The organism is Halorussus aquaticus, assembly GCF_024218795.1.
GTDB classification, from domain to species: domain Archaea; phylum Halobacteriota; class Halobacteria; order Halobacteriales; family Haladaptataceae; genus Halorussus; species Halorussus aquaticus.
The window spans coordinates 1,048,445-1,068,153 of record NZ_CP100400.1 but is presented as its reverse complement, the minus strand read 5'-3'; the positions used below and the strand labels follow the sequence as shown (position 1 = coordinate 1,068,153).

The window sequence follows — 19,709 nt, the reverse complement described above, 5'->3', positions numbered from 1 at the left end:
CGTCGAGTTTAGACGCCGGTCGAGTAGCGCAGAATCCCGGCGACGCCGCCGAACGCGGACTGCAGCTGCTCGCCCTTCTCGAAGTCGGTCGAGATGAACTTCGTCTCGGTGCCGCGCTGTTCGGCGATGGTCATCAGGTACTCGATGGCGTCCTCGCGCTCCTGAACCTCGGCCTCGCCACCGTTCTCGCAGGTGTGGGTCGGCGTGTCCTCCCGGCGGTCGATGAACTCGAACTCCTCCTTGTCGCCGCAGTCGTAGACCACCACGTCCTTGCGGAGGTCCTCGGACAGCAGGAGACGGTCGACGGACCCCATCACGAGGTTCTGGCGAGTCGGCTCGAACCCGTAGGTGGCCTTGTTGCCGTCGTGGAGCTGCTTGAAGAACTCCTCCATCTCGTTCTTGTCCTTCATCACCTCGGCGTCCGCGAGGGCGTCCTCGGCGCTGTCCACGAGGTCGTAGAGACCCGACTCGTCGGTGTAGGCGACGTCGAACTTGCCGAGGACTTGGTCCTGAAGCTCGTGGTGGAGGTAGTCGCCGTCGAGGAACTCGTCTTTGGTCGGCGAGGGACCGCCGACGAGGAGGCCGTCCAGTTCGCCCCGCTTGGGGACGAACAGGTCGTTGGCCATCTCGGCGACCTCCTGATAGAAGTTGTCGATGGCTTCGAGGCGGAGGCGGGCGAAACGCTGGGCGGACTGACCACCTTTGCGCTGTTTACCCGGCACCAGCGAGGAGGCCGACTTGACGGGTTCGACGCGCTTGCCCTTCAGCCACCCGACGTTGGCCTCGCGCCGGTCGAGGACGATGAGACCGTAGAGGCCCTTGTCGGCCAGCATGTGTTCCAGCGGTTCGGTCAGGAACGCCGAGTCGCAGTGATAGCGGAACGACTGGATGGGTTCGGGCGGGTCCTCCAGCACCTTCGTGACCATCTCGGTCCGACCGCCGCCGGAGTCGATGGCACCGCTGAAGATGACCAGTCCGTTGTCCGGCGGATACACGTCGTAGTAACGCAGGCGGTCCTTGATGGAGGTCAGCGCGTCCTGCACGTTCGTCCGCGTCTGCTTCGACTTGATGTTAGACGCTTCGCTGTGCTCCTGAGTGACGTGACCGACCACGTCGCTGATCTGCTTGTCCGGCGGAATGTAGATAGTGACGAGTTGAGTCCCGGACCCTTCGTAGTCCCTGAGGTCCTCGATGACCTTCTGGAACTCGTACTTTTTCCTGTCGGACTGCTCGCCTTCCTGCTCGCTCATTACTTCGTTCTAGACCGGCCAGAGGGTAAGTAACCTTTGCATACAACCGTCGTATACCCCACTTTGACTGAATATACCGTCGCGTAGCCATCTCAGATTGCATCTATCATCGGGGGGCCAACTTGGACTACACGTACCGTCGCGGGAGTGGACTCGGTCGTATACGTGGACGTTCATATCCTTCGGAGAGACCCCCTCGTTCTGTGGAGTTGTCGCCGACAGGACTGGTCGAACGCTTCGGCCAACCGACCAGAATACCGCCGATGTGTCGTCTCCGACGGACTAAATTTATATGCGTGACACGGTTCGGTTGGGACAACGAGTATCATGTCCGGCACGGTATACGCGATAGCGAGCGGCAAAGGAGGTGTCGGCAAGACGACGACGGCCATCAATCTCGGCGCGATGCTGGCCGACCGGGACCACTCGGTGGTCGTCGTGGACACCGACCTCGGGATGGCGAATCTCGCGGACTTCCTCGACTTCGAGATAGAGACGCCCACGCTTCACGAGGTGTTGGCGGGCGAGGCGGCCTTCGAGGACGCCATCTACCGCGCGCCCGGTGACATCGACGTGTTGCCGAGCGCGACGGACATCGAGGCGTTCGTCAAGTCCGACCCCGCCAACCTAGAGGCGGTCGTCGCCGACCTCCGCGAGAAGTACGACTACGTCCTGCTCGACACCGGCGCGGGCGTGAGCTACGACACGCTCGTCCCGCTGGCGCTCGCGGACGCCGTGCTGCTGGTCGCCACGCCCGACGTGGCGTCGGTCCGGGACACGGCCAAGACCGGCGAACTCGCCGAGCGCGTCGAGAGCGAGGTCCGAGGTGCGGTCCTGACCCAGCGCAGCAGCGACATCCTCAACGCCGACGACGTGGAGGAGACCCTCGGGACGGACGTTCTCGCAGTCGTCCCGCAGGACGAGGCGGTTCCAATGGGCATCGACGCCGGGCGTCCGCTCGCCGCGTTCGCACCCAACGCGCCCGCCGGACAGGCCTACCGCGAACTGGCGGCGGTGCTGACCGGCGACGCCGACCCCGACCCGGAACTGGACCTCGCCGACGATACCGACGGCGAGGACGACCCCGAATCGGCCGACGAGGACGGCGCGTCCGAACCGACCGACTCGGACGACGAACTCGACGCCGACCCGTTCACCGGCGCGGAGTTGGCCGGGAACGTCCGCGACGCCATCGGCGAGGGCGACGGGACGGAGCAACTCCTCGGCGGCGAACTGGCGAACGCGGCCGACGAGATTCGGGAGCAGACGAAGGCGGGGGCGGCGACGTCGCCGGACTCCGAGACCGAACGCGGGACGGGAATCGACGCAGGCGACAGCGTAGACGAGGACGCGAGCGCAGAACGGCGCGACAGGACGAACGAGGACGGAATCGCAAGCGAGGAGAACGACGACAACGCGGGCGAAGACGACAGCGCGGGCGAAGACGGAGGTGCAGGCGAGGGCGGAAACCGAGGCGAAGACGTAAACGGAGACGAGGACGAGAGCGCGTCGTTCGGCACGAGCGAGGCCCGGAGCGTGGACGACCTCATCGACGAACACATCAGTGACGAACGTCTCGCCGACTCGAACTCTCGGGGCGGAGACGACGACCCGCTGGCACAGATGGGCGGCGACTCCTCGTCCGGCGGCGAGTCGGACACCGACTTCCTCGACGAGGACGACGACCCGCTCGCGGCCGGGGAAAGCGACGCCGCCGAGGACGGGGAGCGAGACCCCTTCGCCGACGAGGACGACCCGCTGGCCGCGGGGTCCTCGGCCGACCGGGCGGAGTCACCGACCGCGGCGGACGCGACCGAACCGGAATCGAGCGAGTCGCAGGGAGCCCCCGCGACACCCGAGAATTCGGACGAGCCGAACCCCGACCTCGGGGGGTCCGACGACCCGACGGCGGACGCGGTCCCGTTCGAAGAGAACGAACACACGGCCCCCGACGACCGCCGGGGCGAACGCGACGCGAGCGAATCCCCGCAGGGAGACGGTGAGTCCGACGAACGTGTCCCGAAAGGAGACAGTTCTGAGGACGACGAGTCGAAGGAGAGCGACGGCGTTCTGGGCCGTCTCGGGTCGCTATTCAAGTAGCACCGCCAACTTCTAAGGAGCTTCGCGGTCGCACGTATCACCATGGCAGACGATAGCTCGGTCTCGCTCTGGTGGGTGCTACTGTTCGTGTTGCTGACGCTCGCAGTCGCCGCCGGGGCGGTCCTGTTCGTCGGCGGGAACCTCGTCGTCCCGCCGGAGTTCGTGGTTCCGGTCTGACTACATTGACCGGGGCGCGGCGACGCCCAGCACCTGAAGCGCGTTGCCGACCGCGTGCTTCGACGCCGCGACCAGCGCGAGGCGGGCGTCTCGCAGGTCGTCGTCCACGTCGTCGGCCAGCACCGGGCACTCGCGGTAGAACGTGTTGAACGTATCGGCAATCTCTCGGGTGTAGGTGGCGACCACGTGCGGTTCGAGGTCCTCGGCGGCCTCCTCGATTACCGCGGGGAAGCGCGCGACGACCGCCAGCAGTTCGCGCTCGGCCTCGGTCTCCAGCAGTGAGGCGTCGAAGCCCTCGGCGACCGGGGCGGTGCTAGCGGGGTCGATTCCGGCCTCTTCTAGAATCCCGCAGCAGCGAGCGTGGACGTACTGGACGTAAGGCGCGCTCTGGGCCTCGAAGTCGAGCGCGCGGTCCCACTCGAAGGTGATGGCCTTCGTCGGTTGCTTGGAGACGATGTCGTACCGGACCGCGCCGACGCCGACCTGTTCGGCGATGCGCTCTACGTCCTCGTCGGTCAGGTCGTCGTCGCGGATGCGGTCGTCGAGTCGGGTCTCGACCTCCTCGCGGGCGCGGTCGATGGCCTCGTCGAGCAGGTCGTCCAAGTCGATGCCGGTGCCCGCGCGGGTGGACATCTTGCCCTCGGGGAGGTTGACGTAGGAGTAGATGACCTGCTGGAGGTCGTCGGTGTCGTTGCCCAGCAGTTCGAGCGTCGCGTTCATCTGGCGGGCCTGTAACTTGTGGTCCTCGCCGAGGACCGTCACGGCGCGGTCGTAGTTGTCGAACTTCCACTCGTGGTGGGCGAGGTCCCGGGTCGCGTAGAGCGTGGTGCCGTCCGACCGGAGGAACACGAAGTTCTTCTCGATGCCGAACTCCTCCAAGTCGAGTTGCCACGCGTCTTCCTCGTAGACGGCCTCGTCGAGTTCCTTCAGGCGTGAGACCACGTCGTCGGCCGACCCGTCGCGGAGGAACCGCGTCTCCTTGACGAACTCGTCGAACTCGGCGGGCAGGCGGTCCAGACTCTCACGCATCCCGCCGAGGACGGTGTCCACGACTTCCTGCACGCGCTCGTAGGTCTCCTCGTCGCCGGACTCCAGCCCCTGCATGATGGCCCGAATCTCGTCCTCGGCTTCCTCGACGTCGTCGGGGTCGCCCTCCTCCAAGAATTCGTTGCCCGTCCGGTAGTAGCGCACGAGGTCGTAGTCGGCCTTGTCGCGCTCCGGTTCCGGCAGGTCGTCCTCCTCGAAGGTCTCGTAGGCCCACGTGAAGACGGCCATCTGGCGGCCCGCGTCGTTGACGTAGTAGTGGCGGTCCACGTCGTGGCCCGCGAACGCGAGGACCCGCGCCACGGCGTCGCCGACGATGGGGTTGCGCGCCCGCCCGACGTGGACCGGACCGGTCGGGTTCGCGGAGGTGTGTTCGACCACCACGTCCTCGCCGGTCGGTTCGAGGTGGCCGAAGTCCTCTCGCTGGGCCGCCTCGGCGGTGGCCTCGTAGTAGGCGTCGCTCGGCGCGAAGTTGACGTACGGTCCTTGTGCGGTGGCGTCGGCGACGAGTTCGGACTCGCTCGCGTCGATCGCGTCGGCGAGGTCGGTCGCGACCTCCGGCGGGGGTGCGCCGACTTCCCCGGCGAGTCGGAACGCCGCGCTGGAGGCCAGCACGGCGTCCACGCCCTCGGGCGGGTCCTCGACGCCGAGGTCGTCTGTCGGGAGGTCGAGCGTGTCGAGTGCGGAGGTCAGAAGCGCCTCCACGTCGTCCCGGAACTGGAGATACATGTTACTCGTTGGTTTTCGACCGGCGGATAAATGGGTTTCTGAAGCGTGACAGTCGGTCCGCGCGGTCGGACCAGTCGGTGCCCTCGGTTCGGTACTCTCGGACGCCGTTCCCGTTACTCCCGGACGGCCCACCGAAGCGCATCGGCGAACCGGAGCGGCGAGTCGTAGCCCTCGGCGGGGTCGGCCGCGAGCGCCCGCGAGAGGACGGCGTCGAGTTCGCCGGGTCGGTCGCGGTCGGTCGCTGAGTCTCCGAGTAGGTCGGCGGCGAGTGCCGCCAGACGGTCGCTGTCGGCTGTCTCCGGGTCGTTCGGTTCCGTCGGCCCAGCGGGCGACTCGTCGCGGCGCACCGCGGCGAGTCGCCAACCGCCGACTCGAACCTCGCCGTCAGACAACCAGATGGTTCCGGGGCCGAGTGCGCCGTGCGTGACGCCGACGCGGTGAGCGCGGTGAACCGTCTCGGCCGCATCGGCGAGCGCGTGGGCGAGGTCGGCGATCGGCAGGTCCTCGGCGCGGTCGGCGAGGGACGCGTCCACCGGGTCGGTGGCGACCCACGGCGACGGTTCGGTACCCCACGTCCGGACGCCGAGAACGCCCCGAACGTCGAGGTCTACCCACGTCTCGACGGCCGCTTCGAAGGCGTCGTCCGCTATCGCGCCGGGAGTGATTCGCGTCAGCGCGACGCGGTCGCCCGCCGGGGTCCGGGCCGCGAAGACCGCTGCGGAGTCGGACTTGGCGAGGCGGTCGCCGAGTTCGAAGTCCGCGAATCCGGTCGGGGCGGCCGAGTCGTCGCGGGCGTCGCAGTCGAGGCCGCGGTGGCGGTACGCTCGCGCGAGAACCGCCGCACCGACGAGACCGCCGACCGCGAGAGCGACGGGCGAGGTGACGGTCCGGTAGGCGTCGTAGAGCGGCGTCGAACCGGGCGACGAGAGGGCGTAGATGGTGCCGGACTCGGTGACGAAGTAGACTCCGCCGTCTGTGACCTGCGTCAACCACCGCGAGCGGCCGGGATGGTCGAATCGCCACCGGAGACGGCCGCGTTTCGCGTCCAGTCCGTAGACGACCTCCGACTCACTGTCCACGACGACTGTCCCGTCAGTGACGCCGATGACGGACGCTCGCGCGTCCGCGTCCGTCGAGAAGCGCCATCGTCCGGTTCCGTCTGCGGTCGAGACAGCGTGGACGCCGCCGCGCGTACCGAAGTACGCGGTCCGGTCGTCGATTCGGGGCCAACCGACGACCGGACCGCCCGCGTCGTATCGCCAGCGTTCGGTCCCGCCAGCGGTCGAAATCGCGCGGAGTCGCCGACCGCCACCGAGGTACGCCGCGTCCTCCAGAACGACCCCGGGAAACCCCCTCTCGTCCGCGTCGGCGTCGAATCGCCACCGGAGCGCCCCGTCGTCCCGGTCGAAACCGCACAGTCGCCCGGTCTCGTAGTCCCACGCGAGCACGACGTCGTCGGTCACGTCGACGACGGAGAACCGCGGCGTCCCCTCCGCCGAGCGGTCGGCGTGCCAGCGGACGCTCCCGTCCGCGGCGGAGAGGGCGTACAGATGTCCGTGCGTCGTCCCGGCATAGAGGGTGTCGCCGCCGAGGTGCGGGTTGAACCAGAACGAGTCGTCCGGTCGGAATCGCCAACGCTCGCGTCCGTCCGACGCCGCGACCGCCGCGATGCCGTCTTCGTGGACGAAGACCGTCTCCGAAGTGACGAGCGAGACGTCCACGTGTCTCTCGGCGACGCCGCCCTCTCCGGAGTACTGCCACCGGGTGTGACCGTCGGCGGCGTCGAGCGCGTGGAGACCCGCCTCGCCTTCGGCGTAGACCACGCCCGTTCCGGGGTGTATATCGACCGGATAGTCCGCGTCGTCCCTCGCTATCCGGCGACGCCACAGTTCGGTTCCGTCCGGCGAGAACCCGCGCACGCCGGTCTCGGTCGTGAGGTAGACCGCGTCGTCGGCCGCCGACCGGCGGAGTAACGCCTCTTCGGCGTCGGTATCGACGGACCACTCGACGTCGGGGGTCGGCGCGAACGGATGGTCGGGCACGGCGTCGGTCGCGTTCCCGAGAGAGACGTTTCCGAGACTCGCCCGACGGTCGGCGGCGACCGACGGCGCGACGCCTCCCGGACCGGCGACCGTGAGAAACTCCCGTCTACTCGGCGACCAGTTCATGGTCTCGTTCGTTCAGTCGTCTCAGCGTTCCCACATGTATCTTTCTCCGAAAGCTACCTGCGGACCGTCTGGTGCCACGCCTCGTCGCGGCTTGCTGGACCGTGACGCGAGAACCAAGGCGCAACGCGAAAGCGGACGAAGAAAGAGCGTCGGCCGAGGTCGTCAGTCGGCGTCCGAACCGAAGACCGTCGGCATCGTGACCGTCGTGTGCTGAGACAGGCCGTACGCGGCCGCGACGAGTGCGAAGACACCCGCGGCGAGCAGCGGCGGCGGCGAGACGCCGTAGCCGCTGGCGAGGAACAGGCCCGTCGCCACGACCCCGCAGAGGACGGCGTACGGAATCTGCGTGTTCACGTGGTCGACGTGGTCGGCCCCGGCGAACATCGACGACAGCACCGTCGTGTCGCTGATGGGCGAACAGTGGTCGCCGAACAGCGACCCGGTGAGGATTGCGCCGATAGCGCCCGGGAGCGGTGCGCCGAGGTTGAACGCGAGGGGCACGGCCACGGGGAACATGATGCCCATCGTCCCCCACGAGGTACCGATGCTGAACGAGATGATGGCCGCGGCGAGGAAGACGACCGCGGGGAGGAGTTCGGGGGTGATGACGCCCTCCGCCACCGAGACGACGTAGGGACCGACGCCGAGCGCCTCACTGACCGACCCGATGGTCCACGCCAGCGAGAGGACGGCGACCGGGAACATCACCATCTTGAACCCCTCGAAGATGGAGTCGCTGATGTCTTCGAGTTCGACGCGAGCGTGGCCGACGAGGATGGCCAACAGGAGGGCGCAGGCCGAGAAGACGCCCCAGAGGATGGCGTCGGCCGTCGCGGCGCCCTTCAGCGCCTCGACCGGCGCGACGCCCGGCCATCCGCCGGAGGTGAGGAGTCCGAGACCCGTGACGGTCACGAGCGCCACGATGGGGGCCGCGAAGTACCACCAGCGCGAATCGACGTGGTCGGGCGTCACGATGTCCTCCTCGCGGGTCTCCAACAGCGGGTCCGCGTCGTCGCGGAGGACCTTCCCCGTCTCCTTCGCGCGCTTCTCCGCCTGCTTCATCGGGCCGAAGTTCCACCCGGTGATGACGACGATGAACACGAGCGCCACCGCGAGCAGACTGTAGAACCGGAACGGGATGCTCTGGAGGAACACCACGAACGCGCTCCGTTCGATGCCGAGCGCCGCGAACTGCTCTTTGATGAGACCGACCTCGAAGCCGACCCACGTCGAGACGACGGCGACGCTGACGACGGGAGAAGTGGTCGAGTCGAGCAGGTACGCGAGTTTCTCGCGGCTGATGTCGAACTTGTCGGTGATGGGTCGCATCACGGACCCGGTAATCATCGTACTCGCGTACGAATCCACGAAGATGAGCATCCCGAGGATGCTCGTCCCGAGTTCCGCCTGACGTCGGGTCCGAATCCGCGAGATGATGCGGTCTGCGAGGGCCTTCATGCCCCCGGAGAGGAATATCATCCCGAGCATCGCGCCCGAGAGGAACGTGAACAACAGGAGTTTGCTGTTGAACGATGCGGTGATGTTGTCGATGACCAACTGGAGGGAGTGAGCCGCCCCGACGACCGGGTTCCACCCCATCAGGATGGTCGCACCTATCCAGATGCCCGAGAACAGTGAGAGTAACACCTGTCTGCTCACCAGCGTCAGCACGATGGCGAGGAGTGCCGGAAGCAGACTGATGATACCGTACGTTTCAGATGCCATTACGGTCAAGGGATTTTTAGAGCGGTAGGTTAAATCTTGTCCAATTATCCCGGCAGGAATAGTGTTATTTATCCACCATTTTCGGGATTTCTGTAGTATAGTTTTAGTTCGAGGGGCCGCCAGACGTTCGGATCGGTCGCGAACAGACGCGGCCCGGCGGGACCGCCGGAGGAAAGAACGTTTTAGCCTCGGCCCACATCTCTCTCACAATGAGCGAATCGGACACCGTCGAGGAGACCTCGACGAGCAATCGAGACTCGCGGAGTTCGGACGACGGTCCCAAACAGGTGGACTCCCCGGACTACCACAGCGAGAACCACACCGCGGCCCAGACCTGCGGATGGACCGCCAACGCCCTGCGCGGAGAGGGGAAGTGTTACAAGAACATTTTCTACGGGATAGAGTCCCACCGGTGCATCCAGATGACGCCCGTGGTCAAGTGCAACGAGCGGTGCGTCTTCTGCTGGCGGGACCACGCGGGCCACGCGTACGAACTCGGGGACGTGGAGTGGGACGACCCGGAGGCGGTCGTGGACGCCAGCATCGAACTCCAGAAGAAACTCCTCTCGGGGTTCGGCGGCAACGACGAGGTGCCCCGCGAGCGATTCGAGGAGAGCATGGAACCCCGCCACGTCGCCATCAGCCTCGACGGCGAACCGACGCTCTACCCCTACCTGCCCGAACTCATCGAGGCGTTCCACGACCGCGACATCACCACGTTCCTCGTGAGCAACGGGACTCGGCCCGAAGTCATCCGGGAGTGTGACCCGACGCAACTCTACGTCAGCGTGGACGCTCCCGAGCGCCACACCTTCGACGAGGTGGTGAAGGCGATGGAGGACGACGCGTGGGAGAAGTTGGTCGAGACGATGGACGTACTGGCCGAGAAGGACGAGACCCGGACCGTCCTCCGGACGACGCTGGTCGGCGGGGAGAACGTCCACCACCCCGACTGGTACGCCGGGTTCTACCGGCGCGCCGACCCCGACTTCGTGGAACTCAAGTCCTACATGCACGTCGGGGAGTCGCGTGACCGAGTGGCCAGAGAGTCGATGCTCGACCACGAGGACGTGATGGCGTTCGCCGAGCAGATTCAGGAACACATGCCCGACCACGAGTACCTGAAGGAGGTGCCCGTCTCGCGGGTCGCCCTGCTGTCGAAGACCGACGACACGTGGGTTCCGAAACTCGAGAAGGACAGCGAGTTCTGGGCGCGGGACGCGTTTGCCGGGGACTAATTAGCTTTTAGCAAGTTTGACCGCTTTCTCGGTCAGGCGGTATCGGTAAGCTTGTCTTCTAAAGATGATTTTATCGTATTCCTCTCGCTTGGTTATAGATTCGCTTCGTTCTATTGCTTCGATAGCTGCGTTTAGCTTTTCAAGAGAGTTCCCTTTCCGGAGATATGGTTCCACTTTCTCTGGCATAATGCTAAATTCTTCTGCAAGGATACTGCGAAGCGTTCTTCCTGCACCGTCTGTTACAGCAATCGCTCCTTCTTCAGAGAACTGTGACTTTCTAGCGAAGTGGGGTTCTTCATCGATGTGGGCGATTAGACCTTCGAGATTTTGCTTGACTTCCTCTTCAATTCGACCATTAACAATTTCATCAGTCCGTTCACTAATTACATAGAAATCCGGTCCCGGCGGTGAAACCCTTTGAACGAGGTCGATTTCCGAAAGATGGTTTAGTATCGTCCCAAGAGTAAATTCGAGTTCGACATCTAAATGCGATTCCATTTCACTCCTTTTTAGGCCCTCGTGATCTGGTCCGGTTTCTGCTTCGAATAATGCCATTACCAACTTCACTTGGTCATCGACGCTTCGTGTCTTTCCTTTTCTATCCCGAATTTCTTCTTCTACCTTTGGTATCTGCTTACTGTCGTTCGAAAATGGTTCTCTAACAGCTTTCGGGAGTTCAGGCCGGGGTGCGTTCTCGTGACGTTTTATTTTCTCCGACTTCCGGGTATTCTTGTACAACGCTTGGGCTACAGGAACACCTCGGAGATAGTTGTACTCGTGGAGAATCTCAACGCCGCGTTCAGTGAAGCCGTAGAACTTCGAGGGAAGGTCTCGCTTGTTCACACTCGGCTCGTAGCGATACACGTCTAGAACCCCTGCCTCGACGAGATTATCGAGTTGGTCACCGATAGCCGCCTTGCTCTTCGGAATCATGTAATCTAGCTCGTCGAGTGATGGGAGATGTTCCGGGTGGCCGAGGACGTACTGAACGATGAGGTGGCGTGTCTCCTGCGAGAGGAGGTCGAAGATACGCCGTTGCTCCTCGAACGGCCCGGACTGATTAGCCGACGAGCTATCGCTCATGCAACACACTTCGAAGGGACAGTGAATAATACTTTGGGTCAACCAATTTGGTTTTCCGCACGATAGGCAAACTAGTTGGAAAAGTATAAGCAGATGCGGTGCGGGATTTAATCCGATGGCGGACCCTTCGGTACCACCGAACGCAGACGAAATCGAGGCCGCCGTAGACCAAGCCCTCCACGGTCTCGAATTAGAACCGCACGAGACTGCGGACATTCTCGGGTTCGCAAACGAGGAACTCCCGCACTTGCAGACGCCGGAAACGTCCTACTTCGTCCTCGGGAGCTACAAGAAACCGTACATCCGTCGTCTTCGGAAAGTCGAGAACGAACTGAACAAGCGACTGAGCGCCTACGCCTTCGTGATGGGTGACCTCCGGCAAATCGGACTCGACCGACTCCCCGAGTTCCGAATACGGTTCCACCTCTTGGCGGCGTACGCGGACTACGTCGTCGGCGTGTACGAACAGGACGCCGGAGGCGAAGTGACGGAGTTAGGAAAGATCAGCGAGACGCCCTACTTCGACAGATCGTACGTCCTCCCCCGAGACTACCGCTGGATGACCGGCGAGAACTTCGACGGGAAAGCGGATGTCGTCGCCGCCGCGATGGACATCTACTACAGCGACGACCTCACAGACGACGAGAAGGAGGAGAAACTTGGAGCCTTGGCCGCGGAAGCGCAGGAGTACGGAATCGACATTACGAAGGAGAATCTCACTGACGCGACAGATGAACGCGGGGACGACGACACCGTGTCGTACAGTTGGGTCCACCTCAACGAGTTTCGGCTTTTCGAACTACACGACCGGTGTCAGCCGTGGGTAGAAGAATCCGAACTACGCGACTCGGTAGACATCGTACCTACCCCCGGTCGCCATCCCCAGTGGGAAGAGTAGACAGACGTACGAATCAGAGACGCTCCAGTTCCTCCTCGGTCTCCTCGCTCTCGACGTTCCCCGTGTTCTTCGTCTCTGTCGGTTCGAAGAGTAGCACCTCGGCTACGCCGTCGTCCGCGACCGGTCGGTGTTCGACGCCCGCCGGGACGACTACCATCTCGCCCTCGTCGAGAGTCACGTTCTCGTCGTCTCGGAGTTCGATGCGCAGTCGCCCGTCCCGAACCAGAAAGAGTTCGTCGGCGTCGTCGTGGCGGTGCCAGACGAACTCCCCCTCCAGTTTGGCGAGTTTGACCGCCTGTCCGTCGAGTTCGGCCGCGAGGCGGGGCGACCACGTCTCGTCGAACGAGTCGAAGCCAGCGTCGAGGTTCACCTTCTCCATGCTCGTCCTGTGGAGTCCCAATCGAGAAAGGCCTGTGGTCGTTGGCCAGAGAGGCCTGCGGTCGCCGTCGAGTGCCGGACCGTCGAACCGAGCAGTCGCGGGCCTAGTTTCCGGCGACGATGGACGCGACCTTCTCGCGGTCGAACAACTGCTCGCCCTCGGGAATCTCGGGATAGTGCTCGCCGTCCTTGTAAGTGGGCCACTCGCCGAACAGGTCGGGGTAGAGCTGTTTGGCGGTCATCTCTATCTGGAACAGGTTCATGATGGGACCCTGATACCGCATCCCGGAGGCGTACACGCGGTCGTTCTTCACCGCGGTCAGTTGACTCCCGACCGGGTGGTCCTTCAGCGAGGCGCGCGTGTCGGCCATGCTGTAGTTCGGCGTCGCGCCCCAGAGGTGGAGAATCACGTCGGGGTCGGCCTCCAGCATCGTCTCGTAATCGACGGTCCCCCAGAGGTTGCTCCAGTCCTGTTCCGCGAACGCGTCGTTCGCGCCGAGCGGCCGGGTGTCGGCCAGCCAGTAACCCGGCTTGTTGAGGTGGTACGTGTAGAACGACTCGCCGTCGCCCGAGAGCGTGGCGCGCACGGCCGTCGGGCGCTCGTCCTCGGGCGGGAGTTGCTCTTGAATGGAGGCGACGAGGTCGTCGTGGACCGCGGCCAGCGCCTCGTAGCGCTCGCGCTCTTTGAACACCTCGGCGACCTTGCCGAAGAGTTGCCAGAGGTCGTAGTACTCGTAGTTCTGGTAGCCGTCCGGCGGCGCGGCCTGCGTCCCGCTGTAGAAGTTGCCGAACCACGGTGCCACCTGCGAGTCGATGTCCTCGGTGTCCGACTCGTCCCAGTTCTCCTGCGTCGAGACCCACGCGGGGTCGGCGAGGTGAACGTCGCTGTCGAGTTCGAAGAGGAGTTCCTTCGTGAGTCCGCCGTTCAGGGGGTCCGAAAGCCCCTCCCACTCGAACGAGACGCCGTCGAGGTGGTGGTAGTAGTGGTTCATCGTGGTCCCGGACATCTTCGGGACGTACACCGAGTTCACCGCGTCGCCGTGACCGAGCGCGACGGCCATGTCGGCGTACTGCGGGAACACCGTGAACACGTTCTCGGGGACGGCGTCGAACTCGACCGTCCCCACCGGCGACATCGACACCGAGTACGACTCCGCGCCCGTCGTCGTCTCGGTCTGTGTCTGCGTTTCCGTCTCGGCTTGCGTCTCCGTCTCGGCCGAGGACGACTCACCCCCGCCGGTACAACCGGCGAGCATCCCGCCGAGCGCGACGCTCGTTCCGGCCGCGATGAAGCGCCGCCGCGTCGAACCAACCTGCGAAGAACCGACCTGCGAATCACGAGCCATGGTTTTTGGCTCGCCTAAACGGTAATAGTGGTTTCGGATTTTAGGCGAGCCTAAAGGACAATATATAGTCTAATTGGGATTTATGGCCGGAGTTCGTCAGCTCCGGACGCCCCGCGTTCCAATTGTGGGAACCGTACCGCATCCGTTATCCTTAAATTGCGAGCGGCCGGAGTGACGACCATGTCAGCGACACGGCCGCGCGCAGTCGGGTACGACGAACTCGCGGCACTCAAGCTTCTCGCACTCGACGGCGGGCTGGACGGGGAGGTCAAGGTCTCGTGTTCCGGTCTCGCGGACCGCCTCGACGCCTCCAACCAGACCGCCTCTCGGCGACTCCAGCAACTCGACGACGCGGGGCTCGTGGAGCGCGAGATGGTCAGCGACGGCCAGTGGGTCTCGATTACCGAGGACGGCAAGTGGGCGCTCAAGCGCGAGTACGAGGACTACCGGCGCATCTTCGAGACGCCCGCGGGAATCGACCTGACGGGCACCGTCACCAGCGGGATGGGCGAGGGACGCCACTACATCTCCCTCCCGGGGTACATGGAGCAGTTCGAGGACCGGCTCGGTTACGAACCGTTCCTCGGCACGCTCAACGTCGAACTCACCGACGAGAGCATCCGCGCCCGGTCGGCGATGGAGGCGTTGGAACCGGTCCACATCGACGGCTGGGAGGACGACGAGCGCACCTACGGCCCGGCGGTCTGCTACCCCGCCGTGGTCGAGACGCAGGACGGGGAAGTGTACGAGCAGGCCCACACCATCGCTCCCGAGCGCACCCACCACGACGAGGACCAGTTGGAGGTCATCGCGCCCGAGAAGCTCCGCGAGGAACTGGAACTCGAAGACGGCGACCACGTCACCGTCCACGTCGAGGAGACAGCATGAAACAGGCTGTCGTCGGTGTCGAGGCCGCGATAGAAGCGTTCCGCGAGGGGTCGCCGGTGCTCGTCCACGACGCCGCCGACCGCGAGGGCGAGACCGACCTCGTCTACCCGGCGGGCGCGGTCACCCCGGAGGCCGTCGCGCGGATGCGAAACGACGCCGGGGGACTCATCTGCGTCGCGCTCTCGAACGAGGTGGCCGAGGCGTTCGGCCTGCCGTTCTTGGAGGAAGCGCTGGACCACCCCGCGAGCGCGGACCACGACCTCGGCTACGACGAGCGGTCGTCGTTCTCGCTCCCGGTGAACCACCGCGACACCTTCACGGGCATCACCGACGAGGACCGCGCGAAGACGATTACCGAACTCGCGGCGGCCGCGAGCGACCCCGACGCCACGGCGTTCGCCGACGAGTTCCGCGCGCCGGGCCACGTCCACCTCCTTCGGGCCGCGCCGAACCTGCTGGCCGACCGCGAGGGCCACACCGAACTCGGCATCGCGCTGGCCGAGGCCGCGGGTCTAGCGCCGGCGGTCGTGGTCTGTGAGATGCTGGACGAGGAGACCGGCGGGGCGCTCGCGCCCGCCGACGCGAAGGCCTACGCCGAGCGCCACGGACTCGCCTACGTGGAAGGCTCAGACATCATCGACCGACTCGGATAGCTTCGACCGGTCGTCGACTCGGACAGCGCCGACCGCTCGCCGACCGCGTAGTTCCGAACTCTTACTCTCGATACTTCCGCGCGGGCTCCGGGTGTAGCGCTCGCTGGCGGCGAATCGAGTTGTTGCGCAACAGCGCCCAGACGAGCAGAACGTCGATGACGAGCAGGAACGTGGCGATACCGGCCGCCAGCCGAGCGGAGTAGACGCTCGAAGCGCGGACCGCCACACCGCCGGTCGCCGCGACTAGCACGAGGGCGGTTATCCACTCCGACGGGCGAACGTGCGAGGGGAGACCGAACACGCGCGGCGGGTTTCGAGGCCACCTATTTATCGGCGTCGAACGCCGACCGCGCGACGACTCAGCGACCGCTCCGCTCGGCCGCCTGACCGGTCTCGGTCGCGCGGCGCTCGCGGTCGGGGAGCGCGAACCCGACGCCGCCGAACGCGAGCGCCAGACCGACGTGGAGCCAGAGGTCCGCGAGGTCGGCGTTCAGCAGCGCGGCGGCCGCATCCGGTGCGACGAGTTGGAAGATGACCAGCAGGCCGTAGACGACGCCCGCGGTCTTGTTGAACTCGTCGGCGTACACGCCGTCGGCGTACAGGCCCGCAGTGATGGCCAGCGCCCCCGTCAGCAGGTGGAAGACGTTGTGGAAGGGGTTGACGCCGAAGACGAGCAGTTGGCCGCCCGAGGCGAACCCGACGATGCCCATGACGAGCAGGACGCCCCCGAGCACCACGGTCACGGATATCTGGGTCCCGCCGCGAATCCGGTCGTCGCCCGAGAGGTCTGAGTCGGCCATGCGTCCGCTTCGGTTCGCGTTCTGAAGTGGCTTTTCGCCGCGAAGCAGCGCCGACGGTGGCGATTCCGCCGGTGTTTCGAGTTCCCCGGCGTTCCCGACTCTACCAGCAGGTGCTCCCGAGTCCACCGGCGTCTCGTCGGCGCGCAGACACGCGAGAAAGAGTACGAAGGGGAACCGTCGAAGCGGAGTCGTCGGTCAGGAGTCGCCTTCGGTCCCGGCGACCATTCCGGCGACGTTGCCGACGTTCATCGCCACCGCCAGCACCGCCGCGATGACGAACACGATGAACGACGAGATGGCGTTCATCTTCGGCGCGGTCCCGTACTTTATCATCGAGTACATCGACGTGGTCAGCACGTCCATCGTCCCCTTCACGAAGTAGACGCGGATGAAGTCCTCGAACGACCGAATCCACGCGAACAGGAACCCGGCCCCGATGGCGGGTGCGACGATGGGAAGCGTGATGTCCCGGAACACCGTCATCGGGTCGGCACCGAGGTCACGCGCCGCCTCCTCCAGCGACTCGTCGAACGTGTAGAGTCGGGACGTGACCATCAGCAGGACGAACGGGAACCCGTAGACGCTGTGGGTCAGCACCACGGTCAGGAACCCGGGAGTCATCCCGAGCAGCGTCCGGAAGTAGATGAGCAGCGCGATGCCCATCACCACGCCCGGAATCACCATCGGCAGGATGCCGAACGTCCGGTAGAGTTCCTTGAACGGGAAGTCGTACCGGGCCAGCGCGAAACTCGCCAGCACGCCGAGCACCGTGGCGATACACGCCGAGATGGTGGCTATCTGGATGCTGTTCCAGAGCGCGAACATCAGCGTCTCGTCCGCGAACGTCGCGGTGTAGTGGGCCAGCGTGAACCCCTCGAACGGGAAGAACGTGCTGGCGTTCACCGCGAACGAGAGGAACATCATCACGAGCAGCGGAATCCAGAGGAACACCAGCAGCGCGCCCGCGACCAACCAGAGGCTACGGTTCAGCAGCCACTCCTTGCGCTCGTGGTCCAGCAGGCGCGACGGCGACGTGGACTCTCTGGCGTCCTCGGTCGAGGTGCCGGTTTCGGTCGCCATCTCAGGCACCCCCGAGGTCTTCGATGCTGACGTACCGGAACGAGAGGACGAACGCGAGGACGATGCTCAGGACGATGAACATCGACGCCGCGCTCCCGAATCCGATGGCGTACAGCGAGTTGATTCGACTCTCGATGAGTTGGCCGACCATCAGCACCTTCCCCTGTCCGAGGAACCGCGGCGTGATGAACGCGCCCAGCGCGGGCACGAACACGAACAGACTCCCGCTTATCATGCCGGGCAGGACGAGCGGAAGGATGACGTCCTTCAGCGCCTCGGACCGACTCGCGCCGAGGTCCCGCGCCGCCTCGACCAGCGAGAAGTCCAGCCCTTCGAGGCTGGCGTACAGCGACAGCAGCATGTACGGGAAGTACGCGTGGGTCAGGCCGACGACGATGGCCGGGATGCCGTAGTTGAGCAGGCCCACCGGCTCGCTCACCAGCCCGATGCGCATCAGCGCGCTGTTGATGACGCCGCTCTGGCCGAACATGAGGTACCACGAGTACGCCCGCACGAGGTACATCGTGAAGAACGGCAGCAGCACGAGGAAGATGATTACCTTGAACGTCGTGCCGCCGCGGCGCGCCAGCAGGTACGCCAGCGGGAACGCCAGCACCAGACAGAGGACCGTCGTCACCGCCGCGATGAAGTACGACAGGAACAGCGACTTGAAGAACGAACTGTTCCAGAACGCGCCGTCGCCGGTCCCCAGTTGGGCGTAGTTGTCCAGCGTCGGCTGCCACACTATCTGGTAGGCGTCGTTGACGTTCAGGAAGCTAACCGTCACCATGAACGTGAGCGGTGCGAGCAGCAGCAGCGCCAGCCAAATCAGCCCCGGACCGGCGGTTATCGACAGCCGCGTTCCCGGTGACGAGAACGCGCCGACGAACCGCTCGCGGAGCGTCTCCGACCGACGAGGTGAGTCTACAGACATGAGAGCCAGAGCCGATTACGCGGTCTTGATCTCCTCCCACGCCTTGATCCAGGCATCCTCGTTCTCGACGGCCTTGAACGGAATCATCTGCTGGAGGCGCGAGGGGTCGACCGAGCCGTACATCTCGTTCTCCTCGTCGCTGAGGTGGTCCTGCGTGTTGGGGTTGACGCTGGGCGAGTAGCCGACCTTCGCGAGTTTCGCGCCGAGTTCGGGGGCGATGAACTCGTTGACGACCTTCCACGCCGTCTCCTTGTTCTCGGACTTCTTCGAGACGACGGCCGACTCGAACCACGCCAGCGACCCCTCCTTCGGTGCGGCCATCTCGGGCCAGTCGGTGCCGTTGGCCCACATCTCGACGATCTCGTTCCGGCCGGACTGGCCGATGACGAAGTTCCCCTGCTTGAGCGACTTGATGTAGGTCGGGTCCGCGGCGATGTAGCCCTGCAGCATGGGCTTCTGGTCTATCATCGTCTGCTTGACCTCGGATATCTGGTCCTCCGAGAGCGTGATCTTGTCGCCCTCGAACGCGTCGCGGTGACCCAGATAGAGCGCCGCGGCGCTCATCGCCTTGAAGTGGTTGTCGTACATGACGATGTTGCCGTCGTACTCGTCGGAGAACAGTTTCGCGTAGGTGGGTTCGTGGTCGTCCACCTTCCGGGAGTCGTAGGAGTAGCCGTACCAACCGAACCGAATCGGGACGCCGTACATGTTCCCGCCGTCCGTGAACTGGTTGTCGGCGAACCCTTTGAACACGTCGTAGGTGTCGCTGTAGTTCGAGACCACGTCCTCGGGCACCGAGTCCACGAGACCGGCGTCCATCATCTTCGGGACGTAGTTGTTGTTGGGAACCGCGATGTCGTACTGCGAGTTCTGGCCCGAGTTCCACGACGAGAACATCTTCGACGAGGAGGTCGATTTCGTGAACTTGACCTCGACGTCGAGACGACTCTCGATGTCCTTCTTGAGGTCGGCGTACTCCTCCCACGTCAGGATGTTGATGGTGGTCGTTCCGCCGCTCCCGCCGCCGAAGCCGCCGATACACCCCGCAGTCAGGCCGAGGGTACCGGCGGCACCCGTCGCCTTGAGGAACGTCCGGCGGTCGTTACCGCGTCCGTTCGCCGTCTCCGATTCGTCGCCACTATCGTCCCAGCTCTTGGGCATGTCATGACACCTCAAAGAGGTGCACCTTAGTTCTTACTCCATACGAGCATATAGATT

The 19,709-nt window shown here is 64.7% G+C and carries 18 protein-coding genes; 6 read left to right on the top strand and 12 right to left on the bottom strand.

What is annotated here, in order from left to right; genetic code table 11:
- Positions 1-8 precede the first annotated feature (8 nt).
- Positions 9-1,250, bottom strand: a complete 1,242-nt coding sequence (prf1, locus tag NGM06_RS05545) for a peptide chain release factor aRF-1 (RefSeq protein WP_254269321.1) — start codon at positions 1,248-1,250, stop codon at positions 9-11.
- Between the two features lie 327 nt (positions 1,251-1,577).
- On the opposite strand from prf1, the gene minD reads away from it, so the two are divergent.
- Both minD and NGM06_RS24115 read left to right on the top strand, forming a co-directional pair.
- Positions 1,578-3,350, top strand: a complete 1,773-nt coding sequence (minD, locus tag NGM06_RS05540) for a cell division ATPase MinD (RefSeq protein WP_254269320.1) — start codon at positions 1,578-1,580, stop codon at positions 3,348-3,350.
- A gap of 42 nt (positions 3,351-3,392) precedes the next feature.
- A complete protein-coding gene (locus NGM06_RS24115; RefSeq protein WP_256567998.1) occupies positions 3,393-3,527 on the top strand; it encodes a hypothetical protein in 135 nt (44 codons plus the stop codon).
- On the opposite strand, the gene argS is transcribed toward NGM06_RS24115, so the two are convergent.
- The 3 genes from argS to NGM06_RS05525 form a co-directional block, all read right to left on the bottom strand.
- Positions 3,528-5,300 (bottom strand): arginine--tRNA ligase, encoded by a 1,773-nt coding sequence (gene argS / locus NGM06_RS05535; RefSeq protein WP_254269319.1) that lies wholly within the window; start codon positions 5,298-5,300, stop codon positions 3,528-3,530.
- A gap of 113 nt (positions 5,301-5,413) precedes the next feature.
- Positions 5,414-7,468 (bottom strand): outer membrane protein assembly factor BamB family protein, encoded by a 2,055-nt coding sequence (locus NGM06_RS05530; protein ID WP_254269318.1) that lies wholly within the window; start codon positions 7,466-7,468, stop codon positions 5,414-5,416.
- 162 nt (positions 7,469-7,630) lie between these two features.
- The gene (locus NGM06_RS05525; RefSeq protein WP_254269317.1) at positions 7,631-9,193 is read right to left on the bottom strand and encodes a Na+/H+ antiporter NhaC family protein; all 1,563 of its coding nucleotides are present in this window, start codon (positions 9,191-9,193) and stop codon (positions 7,631-7,633) included.
- Positions 9,194-9,402: 209 nt separating this feature from the next.
- Between NGM06_RS05525 and twy1 the strand changes: the two genes are divergently transcribed.
- The gene (twy1, locus tag NGM06_RS05520) at positions 9,403-10,431 is read left to right on the top strand and encodes a 4-demethylwyosine synthase TYW1 (RefSeq protein WP_254269316.1); all 1,029 of its coding nucleotides are present in this window, start codon (positions 9,403-9,405) and stop codon (positions 10,429-10,431) included.
- On the opposite strand, the gene NGM06_RS05515 is transcribed toward twy1, so the two are convergent.
- A complete protein-coding gene (locus NGM06_RS05515) occupies positions 10,432-11,514 on the bottom strand; it encodes a hypothetical protein (RefSeq protein WP_254269315.1) in 1,083 nt (360 codons plus the stop codon).
- Between the two features lie 115 nt (positions 11,515-11,629).
- Here NGM06_RS05515 and NGM06_RS05510 point away from each other — a divergent pair, with 115 nt between their 5' ends.
- Positions 11,630-12,412 (top strand): DUF8170 family protein, encoded by a 783-nt coding sequence (locus NGM06_RS05510; protein ID WP_254269314.1) that lies wholly within the window; start codon positions 11,630-11,632, stop codon positions 12,410-12,412.
- A 13-nt stretch (positions 12,413-12,425) separates the two neighbouring features.
- Here the strand turns inward: NGM06_RS05510 and NGM06_RS05505 are convergent, their stop codons facing one another.
- Both NGM06_RS05505 and NGM06_RS05500 read right to left on the bottom strand, forming a co-directional pair.
- On the bottom strand, positions 12,426-12,791 hold the full coding sequence (locus tag NGM06_RS05505) for a cupin domain-containing protein (protein ID WP_254269313.1): 366 nt from the start codon (positions 12,789-12,791) through the stop codon (positions 12,426-12,428).
- Between the two features lie 103 nt (positions 12,792-12,894).
- A complete protein-coding gene (locus tag NGM06_RS05500; RefSeq protein WP_254269312.1) occupies positions 12,895-14,136 on the bottom strand; it encodes an ABC transporter substrate-binding protein in 1,242 nt (413 codons plus the stop codon).
- Between the two features lie 180 nt (positions 14,137-14,316).
- On the opposite strand from NGM06_RS05500, the gene NGM06_RS05495 reads away from it, so the two are divergent.
- Both NGM06_RS05495 and ribB read left to right on the top strand, forming a co-directional pair.
- Positions 14,317-15,024, top strand: a complete 708-nt coding sequence (locus tag NGM06_RS05495; RefSeq protein ID WP_254269311.1) for a DUF120 domain-containing protein — start codon at positions 14,317-14,319, stop codon at positions 15,022-15,024.
- Positions 15,021-15,677 (top strand): 3,4-dihydroxy-2-butanone-4-phosphate synthase, encoded by a 657-nt coding sequence (ribB, locus tag NGM06_RS05490; RefSeq protein WP_254269310.1) that lies wholly within the window; start codon positions 15,021-15,023, stop codon positions 15,675-15,677. Before NGM06_RS05495 ends, ribB begins: the two co-directional genes overlap by 4 nt.
- Before the next feature lie 61 nt (positions 15,678-15,738).
- Here ribB and NGM06_RS05485 read toward each other — a convergent pair whose 3' ends face one another.
- The 5 genes from NGM06_RS05485 to NGM06_RS05465 all read right to left on the bottom strand — a co-directional run bounded on the left by NGM06_RS05485 (position 15,739) and on the right by NGM06_RS05465 (position 19,652).
- Positions 15,739-15,978 carry a hypothetical protein gene (locus NGM06_RS05485; protein ID WP_254269309.1) on the bottom strand — a complete coding sequence of 80 codons (240 nt, stop codon included), beginning with the start codon at positions 15,976-15,978 and terminating at the stop codon, positions 15,739-15,741.
- Positions 15,979-16,036: 58 nt separating this feature from the next.
- Positions 16,037-16,477: a DUF4383 domain-containing protein gene (locus NGM06_RS05480; protein WP_254269308.1), complete on the bottom strand. Its 441-nt coding sequence runs from the start codon at positions 16,475-16,477 to the stop codon at positions 16,037-16,039.
- Positions 16,478-16,672: 195 nt separating this feature from the next.
- Entirely contained in the window at positions 16,673-17,557 is an 885-nt protein-coding gene (locus NGM06_RS05475) for an ABC transporter permease (protein WP_254269307.1), read from the bottom strand.
- A 1-nt stretch (position 17,558) separates the two neighbouring features.
- Positions 17,559-18,491: an ABC transporter permease gene (locus tag NGM06_RS05470; protein ID WP_254269306.1), complete on the bottom strand. Its 933-nt coding sequence runs from the start codon at positions 18,489-18,491 to the stop codon at positions 17,559-17,561.
- Between the two features lie 15 nt (positions 18,492-18,506).
- Positions 18,507-19,652 (bottom strand): ABC transporter substrate-binding protein, encoded by a 1,146-nt coding sequence (locus NGM06_RS05465; protein WP_254269305.1) that lies wholly within the window; start codon positions 19,650-19,652, stop codon positions 18,507-18,509.
- Positions 19,653-19,709: the final 57 nt, after the last annotated feature.